The 16,516-nt window shown below is 63.4% G+C and carries 9 protein-coding genes; 2 read left to right on the top strand and 7 right to left on the bottom strand.

The window, feature by feature from the left end:
* On the bottom strand, nt 1–676 hold a 676-nt coding region (locus tag ACIQ17_RS19965; RefSeq protein WP_398470806.1), incomplete at its 3' end, for a S8 family serine peptidase.
* A gap of 450 nt (nt 677–1,126) precedes the next feature.
* On the opposite strand from ACIQ17_RS19965, the gene ACIQ17_RS19970 reads away from it, so the two are divergent.
* Nucleotides 1,127–2,128, top strand: coding sequence for a helix-turn-helix domain-containing protein (locus ACIQ17_RS19970; RefSeq protein WP_398470807.1), 1,002 nt, complete (start codon nt 1,127–1,129; stop codon nt 2,126–2,128).
* 4 nt (nt 2,129–2,132) lie between these two features.
* On the opposite strand, the gene ACIQ17_RS19975 is transcribed toward ACIQ17_RS19970, so the two are convergent.
* From ACIQ17_RS19975 to ACIQ17_RS20000, 6 genes are all read right to left on the bottom strand, one after another.
* Complete coding sequence (locus ACIQ17_RS19975) at nt 2,133–2,471, bottom strand: lipid-A-disaccharide synthase N-terminal domain-containing protein (RefSeq protein WP_398470808.1); 339 nt, start codon at nt 2,469–2,471, stop codon at nt 2,133–2,135.
* Nucleotides 2,472–3,215: a glycosyltransferase family 2 protein gene (locus ACIQ17_RS19980; RefSeq protein WP_398470809.1), complete on the bottom strand. Its 744-nt coding sequence runs from the start codon at nt 3,213–3,215 to the stop codon at nt 2,472–2,474.
* Nucleotides 3,216–3,284: 69 nt separating this feature from the next.
* Entirely contained in the window at nt 3,285–4,109 is an 825-nt protein-coding gene (locus tag ACIQ17_RS19985; RefSeq protein ID WP_398470810.1) for a phosphatase PAP2 family protein, read from the bottom strand.
* Nucleotides 4,109–5,851 (bottom strand): ArnT family glycosyltransferase, encoded by a 1,743-nt coding sequence (locus ACIQ17_RS19990; protein ID WP_398470811.1) that lies wholly within the window; start codon nt 5,849–5,851, stop codon nt 4,109–4,111. The genes ACIQ17_RS19985 and ACIQ17_RS19990 overlap by 1 nt, the downstream gene beginning before the upstream one ends.
* A 52-nt stretch (nt 5,852–5,903) precedes the next feature.
* A complete protein-coding gene (gene pbpC / locus ACIQ17_RS19995) occupies nt 5,904–8,063 on the bottom strand; it encodes a penicillin-binding protein 1C (RefSeq protein WP_398470812.1) in 2,160 nt (719 codons plus the stop codon).
* Between the two features lie 77 nt (nt 8,064–8,140).
* Nucleotides 8,141–13,363, bottom strand: a complete 5,223-nt coding sequence (locus tag ACIQ17_RS20000; protein ID WP_398470813.1) for an alpha-2-macroglobulin — start codon at nt 13,361–13,363, stop codon at nt 8,141–8,143.
* Nucleotides 13,364–13,818: 455 nt separating this feature from the next.
* On the opposite strand from ACIQ17_RS20000, the gene ACIQ17_RS20005 reads away from it, so the two are divergent.
* A complete protein-coding gene (locus tag ACIQ17_RS20005; RefSeq protein WP_398470814.1) occupies nt 13,819–14,139 on the top strand; it encodes a hypothetical protein in 321 nt (106 codons plus the stop codon).
* The last annotated feature ends 2,377 nt before the right edge of the window (nt 14,140–16,516 follow it).

A 16,516-nucleotide genomic window follows, 5' to 3' on the forward strand; every position in this document is an offset into this window, starting at 1 on the left:
GATCGTCCCTGCGATCATTGCCGGTCGCAGCCACGATGATCTTGCCGGCCTGCAGCACACTGGTGATCGCGTTCACCTCCGCCTGGCTGCTCGGCATCGTGTTCGTCCAGACCGTCTGCGGCGGAGCATTTTCGGGCCGGTTCGGACCGTAGCTCGCATTGTAGACCATCACGTTGCGTAGCGAGGCGAAGTAGTTCAATGGCGCTGCGTCGGCGTCTATTCCGGGCGCGTAGCTGTAGCTTTCGTTATTGGCAATGATCGTGCGGATCGGAATCAACGCGGCGTCATAGGCAACGCCGTGCATGTCGATGCCGGTAACCTTCGCAGCTGCGATGATGCCTGCTACGTGGGAACCGTGAGTATCGAACTTCAGGCCGCTTTGCGGCGTCAGTTCGGACGGATTGTAAGTGGCTCCGTTCAGAACCAGGAAATTACGCGCCAGGGTCATGTTGAACTTGCTGGCCAGTGCGATGTGATTCACATCGAAGCCGCTGTCGGCGACCGCAACAGTCACACCGGAGCCGGTGAAGCCGCGTTCATAGGCCTTTCCGGCCTTCATCAGATCGAGTGGCCAGGTTTGAAGATTGATGGGATCCGCGGCCTGTGACGTCGCCGGCACCAACCACGCAGAACCAAGCACGGTCGTGCACAAAAACAGCGTCGAAATCCGACGCATTCCCCCGATAGCCCCCACGTCACGTCCCCTTCGCTCACACGCGAATGCTTGCAGCAGCCCGCTGCAGGCATTGCCCCCAATGGTCTCCGACGTCGGGACATTTCCCCGTCCCGCACGTCGTCTGACGCACTTCTAGTATGAGCGGATTTCTTCGCGACAGCACGATGATGGCTTATCCAGCACGCCGCTTGCGGTTTCCCTTGACCCAGCGTCTCATACGCTAGCGCCAATCCGTCCTGCGTTATTTCCGGCAGAAGCGCCACACACGGAACCGGCGTGAATGCGATCGGACATCCGCTCGGCGGCACATTCACCACGATTGCAACTACCGGGACTGCAACGAATGTAGCTGTCGTGCCGGCTGATAAGGGACTCTACAGTAGGTCATCGAATAGAAGCGGACGCGTGTTTAGTCCGACCAAATTGATTGCAAGGCCCAGTTCGCTAACCATGTCGCCGCTTCCACGCTTGTACTACGTCACGACCGGCCTGGATGAGGCCAATGCATTCGCCACCTGGAGCGCGGTGATTGCGCCGCTGTTCGAGCCGCGGGCAGCCGGTCCCGGCAAGAAGACGCCGACCGGTTCCGCGTCGGGCGTCATCATCGGCAGCATCATCATCGCCAAGGTCGCCTTCACGGCGCAGGACTTCGTCCGCGATGCCGGGCGGATCGCGGTGACACCGGATCACCTGCTGCTGCATCTCTATCTGACCGGCGGCTTCAACGGCGAGATCACCGGACAGCAGACCACGATCGGTCCCGGCAAGGTCGCCATGATCGACCTCGCCTACCCCGTGAATACGCGCGCCTTCGCATCCTCCACGGTATCCCTGATCGTGCCGCGCGCGCTGCTCGACGGCGTCCCGCTCGACAAGATGAAGCCGCGGCTCGATGCGTTCCGGAATGACCTGCTGGCCGCGCATATCCGCTCCTTGCAGGAACGCAGTACGCAGCTCACCGATGCCGATGTGGAAACCACGGTCGCCGACACCGTCGGCTTCCTCAAGCGTCTGCTGACGGCCGCGCCTGAGGCGAGGCTCGAACAACAGAAACAGGCCGACGAGACCATCCTCGCACTGACCGAAGCCGCCATCCGCGACAATCTCGCTTCGCCCGACCTGTCGCCGGAATGGCTGGCCCAGAAGCTCGACATCTCGCGTGCGACGCTCTATCGCGTCTTCGCCGATCACGGCGGCGTCATGAAGCATGTGCAGGAACGCCGGCTGCTCGCCGTGCAGGCCGCGCTCAGCGATCCCCTGGAAACCCGCCGCCTGTCGAAACTGGCAGCCGATCTCGGCTTCAGCAGCGAAGCGCATTTCAGCCGCAGTTTTCGCACGCGCTTCGGTGTCACCGCCAGCGCCTATCGGAAAAGCCAGCGCGAGGCGTCGGCGACGGTGCAGCTCACCAGTCCGGACGTCGTTCAGCACTGGTGGATGACGGTGTCGCAGTAGAACCCTAGCTCGACAGCGTCTTCGACGCCTTGCCGCGGTTCTTCACGATCAGCATGATGTTGCGGACATAGATCACGGTGGCAGCGGCCTGGCCGAGAATGATCACCGGCTCGCGCTTGGCGATGCCATAGACCAGCGTCATCAGGCCGCCGGCGATCGAGAAGAACCAGAACGCCATCGGCACCACGCTCTGCCCGGCGCGCTCGCTCGATATCCACTGCACGATGAAGCGCGCGGTGAACAGCAGTTGCGCGATCAGGCCGAAAGCCAGCCAGAAATCGAACTTGGCGACGAACACGTCATAGAGATAGTCGCCCAGCACCTGGCCATAGCTGATCAGCATTTACTTGAACTCGGTTGCGACGGGCGTGGTCCGCTTGCGGCGGATCAGCCACCACACGCCGGCCAGGTCCATCAGGCCCACCCACAGTCGGTCGAAGAAGCCGTAATTCGACACGCCGGAGTGACGCGGCCGGTCGATGACATCCACATAGGCGATCTCGAATCCCTCGCGACGCACCAGCGCCGGCAGGAAGCGATGCAGACCATCGAAATAAGGCAGCGACAAGAACACATCGCGGCGGAACGCCTTCAGGCCGCAACCGGTGTCGCGGGTGCCATCCTTGAGCACGCCATTGCGCACCTTGTTGGCGATGCGCGACTGAAACTTCTTGAAGCCGGTATCCTTGCGGCCGACGCGCTGCGCCGCCGCGAGTCCGACACGCCCGCCACCATCGGCGATCGCCGAAATCAGGTTCGGCAGGAAAGCCGGATTGTTCTGCCCGTCGCCATCCAGCGTCGCGACGATGCCGCCGCGCGCATGGCGCACGCCGGTGCGCACCGCCGCCGATTGCCCGGACGACGCCGCGTGATCGATGCGGCGCAGATTGCCACGCGCCTGCATCAATTCCGCGAGCAGCACCGGCGTGCGGTCGGTCGAGCCGTCATTGACGTAGATGATCTCATAGGCCCAGCGCCCGTCGAGCGCCGCCGCGATCTCGGCGATCAGCGGCGCGACATTGCCCTCCTCGTTGCGCACGGGGACGACGATGGAAACATCGATGGAGGCGGGATCGGAAGCGGACAAATCAGGGCTCTCGGTTGGCGGCCATGGCTTGCGGGAACTTGTCGCGGCCGGCCGCGCGAAGACCGCTTATTATGGGGCGACGGCCTCGCGGGCAACCCTCTTGAGGTGTGCCCCGGATGGCCCCGGCAGCGGTTCGATCTGCCCGCCCGGCCGGACGATGAAGGCCAGATGCCGGGCCGCAAACCAGTAGCGCACCGCCATCGCCACGACCCAGCCGAGCAGCCCGCCGGCCACCACGTCGCTGGGATGATGCGCCAGCAGCACCAGGCGGCTGCAGCAGATGATCATGGCATAGGCGATCATGAGCATCCGCAGCCGCGGCCACAGCGCAGCCACCGCAAAGGCCAGCGCGAAACTGGTGGTCGCATGGCCCGAGGGAAAGCTCGCATAGATCTCGGACCAGGCGAAATGCTTGTAGTGAAACGCGTTGGCGCCGCCGCCGACAAAGGGCCGCCCGCGACCGATGATCCCCTTCAGCACCTCGCCGACCATCACCGCCAGCAGCACCGTCAGGAAGATATATTGAATGCGGGTGCCGAGGCTGAGCCAGATCGCCTGCGACATGCCCCGCAGCCGCGGCGCCAGCAGCCAGATGACGACCAGCAGGCCGAACAGCGCCCACAAGACATATTCGGATTTGCCGAAATCCGTGACGATCCGCAGCGGCCACAGGCTGGCCGTGCCACGCGGCGGCATCAACTGGATTTCATGAACATCCAGCAGGAACATCAAGGTGATGATGACCACGGCGGTCAGCGCGCCGAAGGCCAGCGAGCGCTTCGCCCAGTGGCGAGCCGCTTCCGCACGGCGCGAATGCGAGGGCGCGCGCACCAGTTGCGCCAGCGCCTGCGATAAAATCGTCCCGAGTTGCGAAGCGTAACCCGGTGCCGCCATCACTCGGTGCCTTCCGAGCGATACACCGCGATCGAGACCGCCTTGCCCTGCGAGTAGTTGTAGCCCTCGATGCGGGTGAACATGTTGTAGCGCAGCCCGATGGCATCGGCGCGTTGGGCGAACTGGCGCTCCTGGCGATATTCCACCAGTGCGAAACGACAGCTGCCCTGCCCGAGGAAGTCCGCCGCGCCCGCGCCATCGGTGAGTTGCGTGGATGTGCCGGCCATGAAGACCAGGCTCGGCTCATGATAGCCGGCCGCAGCGGCCTTCGGTGCCACGCAGACCACCGTGCGCAAGGCCCTCGCCAGATGCACGCTCGGAAACACCGGCCGCAGCGACGGCAGGAACACGGCATAGAACGCGATGCTCATGAAGAACGCCGCCACCACGCCCGACAGCAACGAGCGCTCGGCGCGGTTATTGTCATACATCATCCAGGCGAACAGCCCGAAGACGAGCGCACCGGCCGCGAACGGCCAGGCCAGGAACATCGGATGCCGGACGACGGCGACCGAGCCCACCAGCGCACCTACGGCCGCCAGCACGGGAATGGCGAACCACCAGGCCGAGCCGCGCGACAGCCAGCCGCGCGACAGCACGCGGCGCTCCATGGCGCCGACGATGAGAATGGCGATGGCCGGATAGAGCGGCAGCACATAATGCGGCAGCTTGGTCATCACCAGTTCGAACACGATCCAGGACGGCACCAGCCAGGCCAGCAGGAACTGGGCGCCCGGCTCGCGCCGCGCCCGCCAGATCGCCGGCGCCGCCATGCCGGCCAGCGGCGCACCGGGCCAGAACGTCACCCAGAACAGCAGGAAATAGGTGCCCGGAGGCGCGCCATGGGACTCCTGCGCCTGCAGTTTGCTCAGCATGTCGCCGCCGAGCGAGTCCTGGAAGAAGGTCTGCCCGGCCTTGAGATAGATCGCCACGAACCAGGGCAGCACCAGCAGCAGCGTCCATGGAATGCCCGCCAGCGGCTTCAGTCGGCCGAGCCAGCCGACCGAGCGGTCCATGACGCCAAGCACCAGGATGGTGAAGCCGACGAACATCAGGATCAGCGGGCCCTTGACCAGGATGCTCACCGCCATGCCGGTCCAGAACACGAAAGGCTCGAGCCAGCCGCCCTGCTTGTTGTCCTCACCGCGTTGCCAGGCGAGATAGACCCGCGCCATGGCGCCCATGACGGCCATGACCGTGAGCAGCAGCATGGCGTCGGTCTTGGCCATGCGGGCTTCGACATTGAGCAGCACCGAGCTGCACATGATCAGGCCGGCCAGCACCGCGCCGCGGCGGGTGACGAAGGCCAGCGCGGTCCAGTAGGTCAGCAGCACCGCGCCGATGGCGCCGAGCAGCGACGGCACCCGGTACAGCCAGATGCGGATTTCGGCATTGGGGACGCCGAGCCTGTCGGCGACCTCCACGACCGCCGCCTGCATCCAGTAGATGCCCACCGGCTTCTTGTAGCGGACCTCGTCCTGAAAGCGGATATCGACGAAATCACCATTTTCGACCATCTGCTTGGTCGCCTGCGCAAACCGCGCTTCGTCGCGGTCTATGGGCGGGATGGTGAAGAAGCCGGACAGGAAGAACAAAAAGCTGACGACGGCCAGAAAGGCGACCGCCCGGCCATGGCTCAAAGTGACGAAATCCAGCACGCGCGCGAGCGAATTGCCCGGATCGACGCGGGGTTTCTGCTCTCGAGGGGCGCCAAAGCGGGGTCTGTATTCTGTCTCAGCCATATGGCTGTCGCATACGATGAAACTGCCGGTCTCACAACCAGTTAGCCGGGCTTCACTGAATTCTGACCACAACTGTGTCTGCGGCGCCCATGGCGTCCATCACCGTCAGGCGAACGAATCCGGGGCCGGGAGGCTCGACCAGCCGCTGCCGCCGGCTGTCGAGTTCCCCGGCAACCATCCCATTGATCAGCACGGTCATGGGCATCACTCCGCCGGCCACTTTGACCGGAACCGACGAGAACTGCCCCTCGCCGCCGCTGGCATCGATCCGCGAGCCATTCAGCGGAAACTGGATGTGCAGTGCCTGCTCGCTGCCGGTCCGGATCAGGTCGCCGGCCGGCCGGAACCGGCGCAGCGGCAGCGGCAGCTTGGCATTACTCGCCATCAGCGTGCCTTTTGGCGCCCGCGGCAGTGGCGCCGGCAGTTTGCCGGTACGGGCAAAGGCGTCGAACAGAATGGGTGCTGCGGCCACGCGCCCGACCAACCCCGGAACCGGGGCGCCGTCGGGGCGGCCGACCCAGATGCCAATTGTCGTTTTTCCGTCGAAACCCACCGACCAGGCATCGCGGTAGCCGTAGCTGGTGCCGGTCTTGAAGGCGATGCGATTATGTGCGGCGTTTTCAGGCGGCGGCGTGCCGAGCAGCACGTTGCCGACCTGCCATGCCGCGACAGGCTCCATCAGCCGCAAGGTTTCGCGATCATCGCCGCCCGAGTCCTTACCAACTTGGGCCTGCATCAACTCGCGCAGCGGTTTGACGCTACCGAGCCGGGCGACGCCCGTATAGAGCTGGACGAGATCATGCAACGTTACGCCGACGCCGCCGAGGCCCATGGCCAGGCCGGGCGCCTCGCCGGCCGGCAAGACAAGACTGCCGCCGGCCTGCTTCAGGCGCGATGTGAAACGCGACGCGCCGACGCGTTCGAGCAAGGCGATGGTCGGCACGTTCAGCGACAGCTGCAGCGCCTTGCGCACCGGCACCGTGCCCTGGAACGTCATGTCGAAATTCTCCGGCGCATAGGCGCCGAAGCGCGCCGGACGATCGTCGATCAGGCTGTCCGGATGAATGAAGCCATCCTCGAATGCGAGGCCATAGATAAAAGGCTTCAACGTCGAGCCGGGCGAGCGCACCGCACGGGTCATGTCGACCTGCCCGGCCCTGCGGTCGTCGAAATAATCGGCCGAGCCCACATGGGCGATGATGTCGCCGCTGTCATTGTCCACGGCGAGAATGCCGATCGAGACATTGTTGCCGAGTGCAATCGCGCGATCCCTTGCCAGCGCTTCCAGCGACTGCTGGATACCGGCATCGAGCGAGGTCCTGATGATCGGCATGTCCTTGCGCAGCGACGTGGCCTGATCGGCCGAATGCGGCGCCAGGATCGGCATCGGCTTGCGCAGTTTCGGCACGCCGACCGCCCTTGCCTGCATGGCGTCGGCGGCCGACACGCGCCCCTCGCCGACCATCCGCTCCAGCACACGGTCCCGCGCGACGCGCGCATTGCCGGGATAGCGGTCGAGGCGACGGCGTTCCGGCGATTGCGGCAGCGCCACCAGCAATGCAGCTTCCGCCAGCGACAGCCGCTTCGGCTCCTTGCCGAAATAGGCGATGGATGCGGCGCGAACACCTTCCAGATTGCCGCCGAACGGCGCGAGCGTCAGATAGAGATCGAGGATCTGCTCCTTGCTCATCTGCCGTTCGAGCTGCAGCGCGCGCACCGCCTGACGGATTTTGGCGTGAATGGAGCGTTCGCGCCGCGGCTCGAGCAGCCGCGCCACCTGCATGGTGATGGTGGAGCCGCCGGAGATTATTTCGCCGCGCGTGATCAGCTGAAACGCAGCCCGCCCCAGTGCCCACGGATCGACACCGAGATGCGCGTAGAAGCGCTTGTCCTCGTAACCGAGCAGGATGTTGAGATAGCCGGGATCGATGGACGAACTCTCGGTGACCGGCAGACGCCAGCGCCCGTCCGCCATTGCATAGGCGCGCAACAGCTTGCCATTGCGATCGAGGACGGTGGTGGAGACGGTGCTGGCCTTTTCGAGCGGGATAGGGCCGAGGGAATGGACCCAGGTGGCGAAGGCGATGGTGGCGAGGATTGCGATCAACGCAGCGCCAAGCATCGCGCGCTTCACGAAACGCCAACGCCCGCCAACTTCAGCGGAGTCGCGCCCTCTCCCCACGTCATGGCCGGGCTCGCCCCGGCCATCCATCTTTGCACCGCGCTCCGGGGCAAAGATGGGTCCCCGGGTCAAGCCCGGGGACGACGATGGAGTATGTGGCCTGTCGCTCATTTCGCCTTCGCGACCTCGACACTGCCTGTCCCCGTCCGCCCATAGCGCGACGGATTATACATGTCCTCCACCACCGCCTGTGGCAGCACATATTTGCCCGGCGAAACCGCGCGCACGATGTAAGCCACCGTGAACACCGCCTTGTCATTGGCCTTGCGATCGATCGCCGCCGTGAATCGGTCATCGCGGAATTCGGTATTCACCGCCTCGACGCCGTCCTCGATCCAGTCCAGCTTGCCACTGTCGCCCGACGACACCAGATGCGGATTGTCGATCTCGAAACCGGCCGGCAGATAGTCGGCCACCATGATGTGCCCGTATTCCGGCCTGGCTTCGGTGATCTTCAGCACCACGGCCAAGCGATCATTCTGCTTCGCCTTGGCCACATCCGCGGGCTTGCCATCGAGCGCGTGATAGCTGCGCTCGATCTTGAAGCCGTTCGCTGCGGCCGGTTCCGGCGTGATCGGCGCGCCGGTGACCGAGACGACCGCCTGCACCGGCGTCTCGCCGGTATTAGTGATCTTGATCGGCACACCGGTCAGTTCATCCGCTCTGTAGCTGCGATAGAGCGCACTTTTCACCGCCGCACCATTGACATCGAGGGACAGCGTGTTGGCTTCCTTGGCCAGCGCACGCGAGGCCAGCACCAGCCACGCATTCTCCTGCGTCGAGGTGAAGGGCGTCAGCCCGCGCGCCGCTTCGACCCGCTGCACCGCCTGGGTCAGCGTCGCCCTCGGCGCGTTGCCTTCGCTGGCGAGCGAGACCAGCGCCGCGGCATCGCGCAGCGCCGAGCCGAAATCGGTGCGGCCGAATTCGATCACCGGCTTCGGCTTCAGGCTTTCCACCGCTGCACTATAGACGCGCTCCGCGCGCACGCGGTCGCCGACCAGCGCCAGCGCCGCGGCAAGCTGCGACTTGGCGATGGGCGTGGCGAGATTGTTCAGCTTGGTGTCGGCGAGATAGCGCAGATCGCCGATTGGCGCCGAACCGTTCTTGGCGAGAACATAGAGGCCGTAGGCCAGCTCACGGCCGCCATCCTTCTCCGGCTCCTCGGCATTGACGACACGGTTGCGAACGCGATCGAGCGCCGAGCGGAACAGCACATCCGGCACCGCAAAGCCCTTCTCACGGGCACGGGTCAGGAAGTCGGTGACGTAGGCGTCGAGCCACGGATCTTCGCCGCCGGCCGACCACATGCCGAACGAGCCGTTCGAGCCTTGCCGGGCCAGCAGCCGGTCGATGGCGTCCTTGATGCGCTGGTCGACGGAAGTGTCCATCGCCAGATGCGCGCCGGCCGCGAGATCGTTCACATAGAGCAGCGGCATCGCGCGGCTGGTAATCTGCTCCGAACAGCCGAAGGGATAGCGGTCGAGCGCCTTCAGGATGGTCGCCGCATCCAGTGCCGTGGACAGGCTCGCCGACAGCGACACGCCGCCGGTGCCCGGCACCAGGTCGGTGAACATGTCCGAGGTCAGCGTCAGGCTCTCGCCCTTGGCCAGCGTGCGGATCGAGCGTCGCGCCAGAATCTGCGTGGCCGGCTTGACGTCGAGCTCATAGTGCCGCGCCAGTGTCAGCCCGTTCGGCCCCTTGATGTCGACATCGAAGGAGGCCCGCCCGGCGCCGGATGCATCCACCGCCAGCGCCATCGAGGTGCGCTGCTTGGCCGCGAGGTTCACGGTCGTGGACGGATTGCCAGTGAGTTTCACCGGCCCCTGCGTCTTCACGCTGACCGTATAGTCTCCAGCCGCGCCCTCCACATTGTCGAGATCGAACGACATTGTCCCCTTGTCGCCGGACAGCAGGAACCGCGGCAGCGTCGCCGTCAGCACCACGGGATCGCGCACGGTGACATCGACATTCGCCCGGCCAAGCTTGGTTGCCGTCCAGGCCACAGCCATGACGCGCGCGGTGCCGGCGAATTCCGGAATCTCGAAGTCGATCTCCGCCGTGCCATCGGACTTCACCGTGACGATGCCCGAATACAGCGCCAGCGGTTTTTGCGTCGGTGGCGAGCCCGTCAGCTCGGCCCCTGCGCTGTCACCGCCGGTGCGCAGCTGGCCACGGGTGCCCTGCATGCCGTCGATCAACTGCCCGTAGAGATCGCGGATTTCCGACGTCATCCGGCGCTGGCCCAGATAGTAGTCATCCGGCGCCGGTGGCTTGTAATTGGTCAGGTTGAGGATGCCGACATCCACGGCTGCCAACACGACCTTGGCGTCCTCTCCCGGATTGAGCCCGCCGAGCTTGACCGGCAGTTTCATCGTCGTGCTCGGCCGGACCAGCGCCGGTGGAGTCAGGGCGACGTCGAGGGTTCGGGCCTTCTTGTCGATCCCGAACCATTTCAGGCCGATCGCGCGGCCCGGCATGCGTGCCGCACTGCTGTCGAGAGGACGCCGCAAGGTTGCCACAACATATGCGCCCGTTCCCCAGTCTTTTCCGACGGAAATCGCGACTTTCGACGCGCCTTCCTTGACCGAAATGCTGGTCGTCGTGAGCAGCCGATCACCGATCACATTGACCGTCAGAAGGCCCGCCGTGCGCGCATTGACCGACACGGTCATGGTCTCGCCCGACGCATATTCCGGCTTGTCGATTGATGTTTCGAGCAAATCCGGCGTGTCCGCGCTGCCGTCCGAATACCAGCCGACGTCGAACTGCACCGAGGTGATCGGGCCATCCGCGTCGTTGGATTTCACATCCAGCCGATAGCGCCCCGGCTGCGGCTGCAGCGAAATCCGCGTCGGCTTGTCAGCCGCCACCGTCAGATCGCCATCGGCGACGCGCCTGGTCGATTTGATCGGCTCGTAATCCCACGAGGAGTTCTGCCGATACCATTGATAGCGCGGCTCGATTTTCAGCAGTTCGTAACGCAGCCCGCTCCGGGCCACTGCAGTTCCTTCCGGAGACACGACCACGACATCAAAGGCCGCATTGTCTCCCTCGGCGACGCTCTTGTCCTTGAAGTCAGGCTTCACGCCGATCATCGGCGCAGACGGCGTGATCGGCAGCACCAGCTTGCGCTCCACGGCGCGGCCGCCGCTCTCGGTCATGCGGATGAAGATCTGCGCTTCCTGCGGCCTGGTCGAGGACGGCGGCTTTGGCAGGCTGACCGGGAAGGTCGCCGAACCATTGGCGTCGGCCTCCGGCAGATCCTCGATCGGCGTGCGCTCATTGCTGGCGCTTTCCTCGTCCGCGATGCCGAACTGATAGCCCGCGAAACCAAGTCGCTCGGCTGCGGGCGCGACCAGCAGATCACCCTCCAGACCAAGACCCGAGGCAGGTGCGCCGTAAAGGAAACGGCCGTCGACCTTCAGTTCTACTGGAAGGTCAGCTTTAATCTGCTTGTCCTTGGAAGATATATCGAATTCGATCCGATCAGCAACGTAGTCCTCGACCATGAAGGTGGTCTCGCCGACCGCTGGTGCCTTCGGATCGGTGAAGGCGCGAACCCGCCAGGTGCCGGTCGGAACCGCACTGTTCAGCGGCAGTGTCAGGCTGCGCCCGCCTGCCCCCTGATCCTGCAGGACGGCACGACGGAATTCGACGCCGTCGGGCCGCTCGATCACCAGCGTCATCGGGCCAGCAGTCACCGCATTGCCCTGCCCGTCGCGCAGCAGCGCCGTGAGATAGACGGTTTCCCCGGAGCGATAGACACCGCGCTCGGCATAGACAAAGGCATCGGCGCCGGCCGGAACCGGACGGCCGGAGACGCCGCGATCGGACAGGTCGAAGGCATTCGACTTGAGGCTCAGGAAGGCATAGTCGGCCTTCTCGCCGATGACGGTCAGCAATGCCGGTGACAGGCCGCCATCGCCCCTGGCGAGACCGGCCTCGAACAGGACGTGGCCGGCGTCGTCCGTCTTTCGGGTCGCCAGTATCTCATTGTTCCGCGCGATCAGGCGCACCTCCGCCTTGCCCATCGGCTCGGTCGAGGCCAGCGAATTGACGAAGACATGGATGCCGTCATTTCCCGAAAACGCCGTGAGGCCGAGGTCGGACACGATGAACCACTGGGTCGCCAGCGAGCCGTCATCGTCGTCGTTGCGCCCGGCCACTGGCCCCTTGGCCGCGGCGGTCATCACATAGACACCGGGCTGCAACTCGCCGATGGCCTGGTCGACCGGAAATGCGGTCGTCACATCCTCGTTCAGCCGGGTCTCGGTGGAGAGCTCGCCAGCCCAGACCTTTTGGCCACGTTCGTCGCCCAGCGCTTCGAGCTGGTACCTGCTCAGCGCCGTCTGGAAATCGCTCCCGATCACCGTGTTGATGAGGTTGCGATCACCGATCCGGAATACCTTGATATCGACTGCCTGTGTGTTCACCGACACCAGCGGGATGCCCTTCTGGCCGGTACGCGGCAGGACGTAAGCGCGACCGGTGAAGCGCACGAAGGGCTTGCGGTCGCGGACATAGATGTTGAACTCGGCGGATTTCGGCAGGCTCTCCTTCACCGTGGACGGCAGGCCGGCGCGCAGATTGACGTTGTAGCGCTCGCCATGCTTGAGGCCGTCGACACAGAGCTGCTTGTCCTCCGCTGACAGCGCCGGCTTGTCGTTGCCGGCCAGTGCAAGGAACGGCGCGAAATCGACGCGCTTGGCGAGATCCTCGGAAAACTGGAAACAGGCCCGCGGCGACGCCGAATCGGAATCGACGCTGTAATCGAGCAGCCGGAAGCCATGGTCCCCGCGCATCTTCTCGTATTGCTCGCGGACGTCGGCGACTTCGCGCAGATCCAGCGACAGCCGCATCGCATCCAGCGCCGGCCGATAGAGTTTTCGTGCGGCCATGGCGCGGCCGAGCACGGCCAGCGCCTCGGCCTCCTCCCCGGCATTGCCGGCGCGCTGATAGGCGACATAGGCGGCGGTGGCTGCGCGTTCATTCAGGAATGTCGCCTCCGACGGATTGGCCGGACGGATCTGGGTAACGGTCCTGGCGAGGCGCAGCCAGTTCGCTCCATCGTCGGGAGCAATGGCCACGATCTGACCGAGAATCTGCAGCCCGGCCCGCATATCCGACCGTCGGAAGGCGGCATCGGCGTCGGTGCGCAAGGTTGCCGCCGACTTGCTGATCGGCCCGGCCTCGCTCTTGATCTGGGTTTCCAGCTTGATCGCCCGGTCGGCAAGTTCATCACGCCGGAAGGCTTTGTCGGCCGCCTGGCTCGAGGCGAGCCCAGCCGCCAGCACTGCGCAAACGGTGAAGGCGCGGACCAGATTCTTCATAGAAAACTCCCCGGCACGGACGAACGCCGATCGGCATTCAACCTTGCGTAAAATTGGTGACACGCTCGTGGCCAACACAACACCGGACCAAAGATCGCTGCTGGCATGCTGTGATGAATCCACGAATCCCCGTGATGCGAAACATCGCACCGTTCAAACCGCCGATGGCGCCCCGCTTTATCCCAAGCGGGACAGCTATATCTCCGCATGTTGGTCGCAGTGTCCCTGCGATTGGTTCGCTCCGACTGCAGAACCTCGCACAGTCCATCGAGCATTCGGTCCGCTGTCGCGGCCACTTTGACTCAAACCCGACCTGTTAAGACTAAAATCTGTCTTTTGGGGACGCCCGCCGGTCGGAGGTATCGGGGGCCGGCGCGGCCGCTTCAAATGCCCGGGCCTAGCGGCAGCCATCGGCCAAGCGATGGCATCCGCAGGGTCCCCGAGGCAGAAACATCATGATCGCAATTCTCATCGCCACCTGCTCGCTTGCCGGTCTGGCAATCGGACTGATCTTTCCGGTCTGGGCGATCGTCGTAACGACGGCGGCGATTGCCGTGTTCGCAACGGCGGTCACCGTGATGCAAGACTTCGGCCTCACAGGTGGCGTTGCCCTGACGACGGCCTGTCTGGCGGCGTGCCAGTTGTCCTATCTGGCCGGCCGCTTCGTCAGCCGGCGCTACAGTTTTCCGGACCTGTCAGCCGGCGATGAAATCGACGGCGATCCGGGCGAGCCCCGCCAGCGCAGCGTCGCCGAGCAGGATCACGACGATCGCTAGCCAGAAACCGGGACCTCGCCGCCGCAGCCGCGATCCCCACGCGCCGATCTCCAGCCTTTGCCGAATCGGTGCGATGTTCCCAAAAGACACAGCAATCGCGATGGCATCGAAAGCTATACCGGTCGTGTTGTTCTGGCACGCATGGCGGATCAAGGCGGCACACTTTCCTGCTGATGTCGCGGTCTGCGGTCACAACAGCAAGTCGGAGGCCAATCGGCGTCGATCATCAAACGATACCGGCTACTTCTTGAGTTTAGTCAAATGCTGGTTCGTTTGATCTTTAACCTCCCGCTCAACCTGGGAGGTTTAGGATGCCGACAAATCCGCACCCGCATTTTAACGTTGTGGATGTCGAATTCGGATGGGTGATCGAATCCGTTGGCGAGACTGGCGAAACAAAGCAACTGATCGGTGTCTATCGATCCGAATCTTTCGCCCGCAGAGCCGCTTCGCACCTGGAGGCGACGCGGTTCTGGAAAACGAACTCCATCCATCATGGACGACATTCCGCGACAGTCGTTTGACAGGACGCGGTTATCGCCCTGCGCTCAACGCGAGACGGCCAGCCCCTATTCCCGCGGGCGCCTAGCAGTTTTCTTAAGCGCGACTGCCGCCTTGTCGAGCTCCCTGCGGTCCTGCCCTATGTGGTTGATCAGGTTGCTGGCATCACCAAGCGAAATGCCATGCTTAAATGCTAGAAATTCGGGCGTATAGCCACCCTCAGACGCTGCTTTTCGATCGTTCGCCATAAAACCACTGGACCTATTGCAGCATCAGGTTGCCGCGTCGGCGAACCACCACGCATCACCCAAATGGGTATAGCATCAGGCCGCCACCGCAACTTAGCCTTATGCCATGCGGAAGTTCCTGGGTAGATGGTTCGGTCCGGGTTGCCCGGCATGGACGTGGCCGGCTCTTTCCTTCTGTTTTATGACTGCGATCACTGTGTTGATTGTCGGCTTTTTTCCCCGGCTCTAAAGACTACACTTCTGAACAATGACTGAGGAAAGCTAGCTCTGTTTCCGGCAGCAGACTGACACAAAAACTTCAGGTCGTATGATCTTCGAGCAAGGCTGGGCCGACGCAGCAATCCCCTGCCACGTCGCGTTATTCTTTCAGCCATTTTCCATTGCCGGTCCTCAGTCACCTGAGGACCGATTCTTCCTAAATCCGTTGAAGATTGAAGCGCCTTGCCGTGTCCCGAAGAACAGGCAAGCCGTTGGTCCTTCATATTCATGCTCAGGGCGATTGCATTCGCTTAGCGGCAGCCGGGCTCTGTCTGGGATGTTCCAACGGGTCGTTCGGTTCGGCTGCTGTTCAGGATCTCGGCTGTCGCGCGTCATGGTTCCAGCGAGGTGCTGCGACATACCCCAAACGGGTGACGCGCGTAGATCACGGTCTCCATGTTCCGCAACCTGGAACCGATATTCTGATAGACCCTCGAAATCGTCGGTGCTTATCTCCGTTCACCGGAGTGGGGATTATTTTAGCGCGAACCAGCATTTTTTATATCCGGTAGCCGCTGCGCGAGAATGCCGGCGGCTTTTCATTGCCAGTGTAGTGAACTTTAATGAGCTCGAAGTCCGATTGGGCACAGGAAGCACTTGTCAGAGCTGGCGCAGCTTTTCGTTGCCATGCCGCCCTCGTCTCAACAGACAACGATCTCGCGGTGAGGCAAGCAGTGCACATCGCTCGAATGCACCCAGGCGCTGAGCAGACGTCCGACGAAGCAGAGCTCATACTACTAGAGACATATCTCAGGCTCGAAAGCCGCTGTCCGATTTGCGCCAAAACGATGCCCGTGAGTTACTCATGACCTCCACACTGATCGGGGTACCCCCATCTGGGATATTTCGCACGCTGAAATCGGATCTATCGTTCTCTGACAGAGCCGTCGACCGAAAGTGCCGAGGGCTTTCGCTCGCATCACCAAATCCCAGGGGAGCGCAATGAAACTTGCAACGGGCTCAGCTTTGGCGATCGGCATCCTCTGCTCCTCTGTTGGAGTGTCTTATGCTGCTCCGAAGAAGCCGCCCTCATATGAGCAATGCTCAAAACTCGCGAACGACCGCGGATATGCCGTAAGCGAACGCGGATCGACACGCAGAATCTTCATCGAGCGATGCATGAAGGGAGAGATGCAATAATCCGCTTCGCCAGCAAAAAGCTGGGCGCGACGTCATGTTTCTTCAGTGTTGCATGCACTCATGGGCATAGACGGGAAAGACCGCAATTCGAGGGTCTCAGAGAAACCTGCCCGCAACACAAGTTTCGCACACGAACGGCCCCAAAACCGCGGCAAGCCATTGATTTTGCTGGTATATAACTGGCGATCCCAGCAGGACTCGAACCTGCAACCCGCGGAGTAGAAATCCGC

This window comes from Tardiphaga sp., from assembly GCF_044340795.1.
Lineage (GTDB): Bacteria > Pseudomonadota > Alphaproteobacteria > Rhizobiales > Xanthobacteraceae > Tardiphaga.

Coding starts and splice junctions, on each gene's coding strand:
- ACIQ17_RS19970 (WP_398470807.1), top strand. CDS start 1,127: ATGTCGCCGCTTCCACGCTTGTACTACGTCACGACCGGCCTGGATGAG.
- ACIQ17_RS19975 (WP_398470808.1), bottom strand. CDS start 2,471: ATGCTGATCAGCTATGGCCAGGTGCTGGGCGACTATCTCTATGACGTG.
- ACIQ17_RS19985 (WP_398470810.1), bottom strand. CDS start 4,109: ATGGCGGCACCGGGTTACGCTTCGCAACTCGGGACGATTTTATCGCAG.
- ACIQ17_RS19990 (WP_398470811.1), bottom strand. CDS start 5,851: ATGGCTGAGACAGAATACAGACCCCGCTTTGGCGCCCCTCGAGAGCAG.
- pbpC (WP_398470812.1), bottom strand. CDS start 8,063: ATGGATGGCCGGGGCGAGCCCGGCCATGACGTGGGGAGAGGGCGCGAC.
- ACIQ17_RS20000 (WP_398470813.1), bottom strand. CDS start 13,363: ATGAAGAATCTGGTCCGCGCCTTCACCGTTTGCGCAGTGCTGGCGGCT.
- ACIQ17_RS20005 (WP_398470814.1), top strand. CDS start 13,819: ATGATCGCAATTCTCATCGCCACCTGCTCGCTTGCCGGTCTGGCAATC.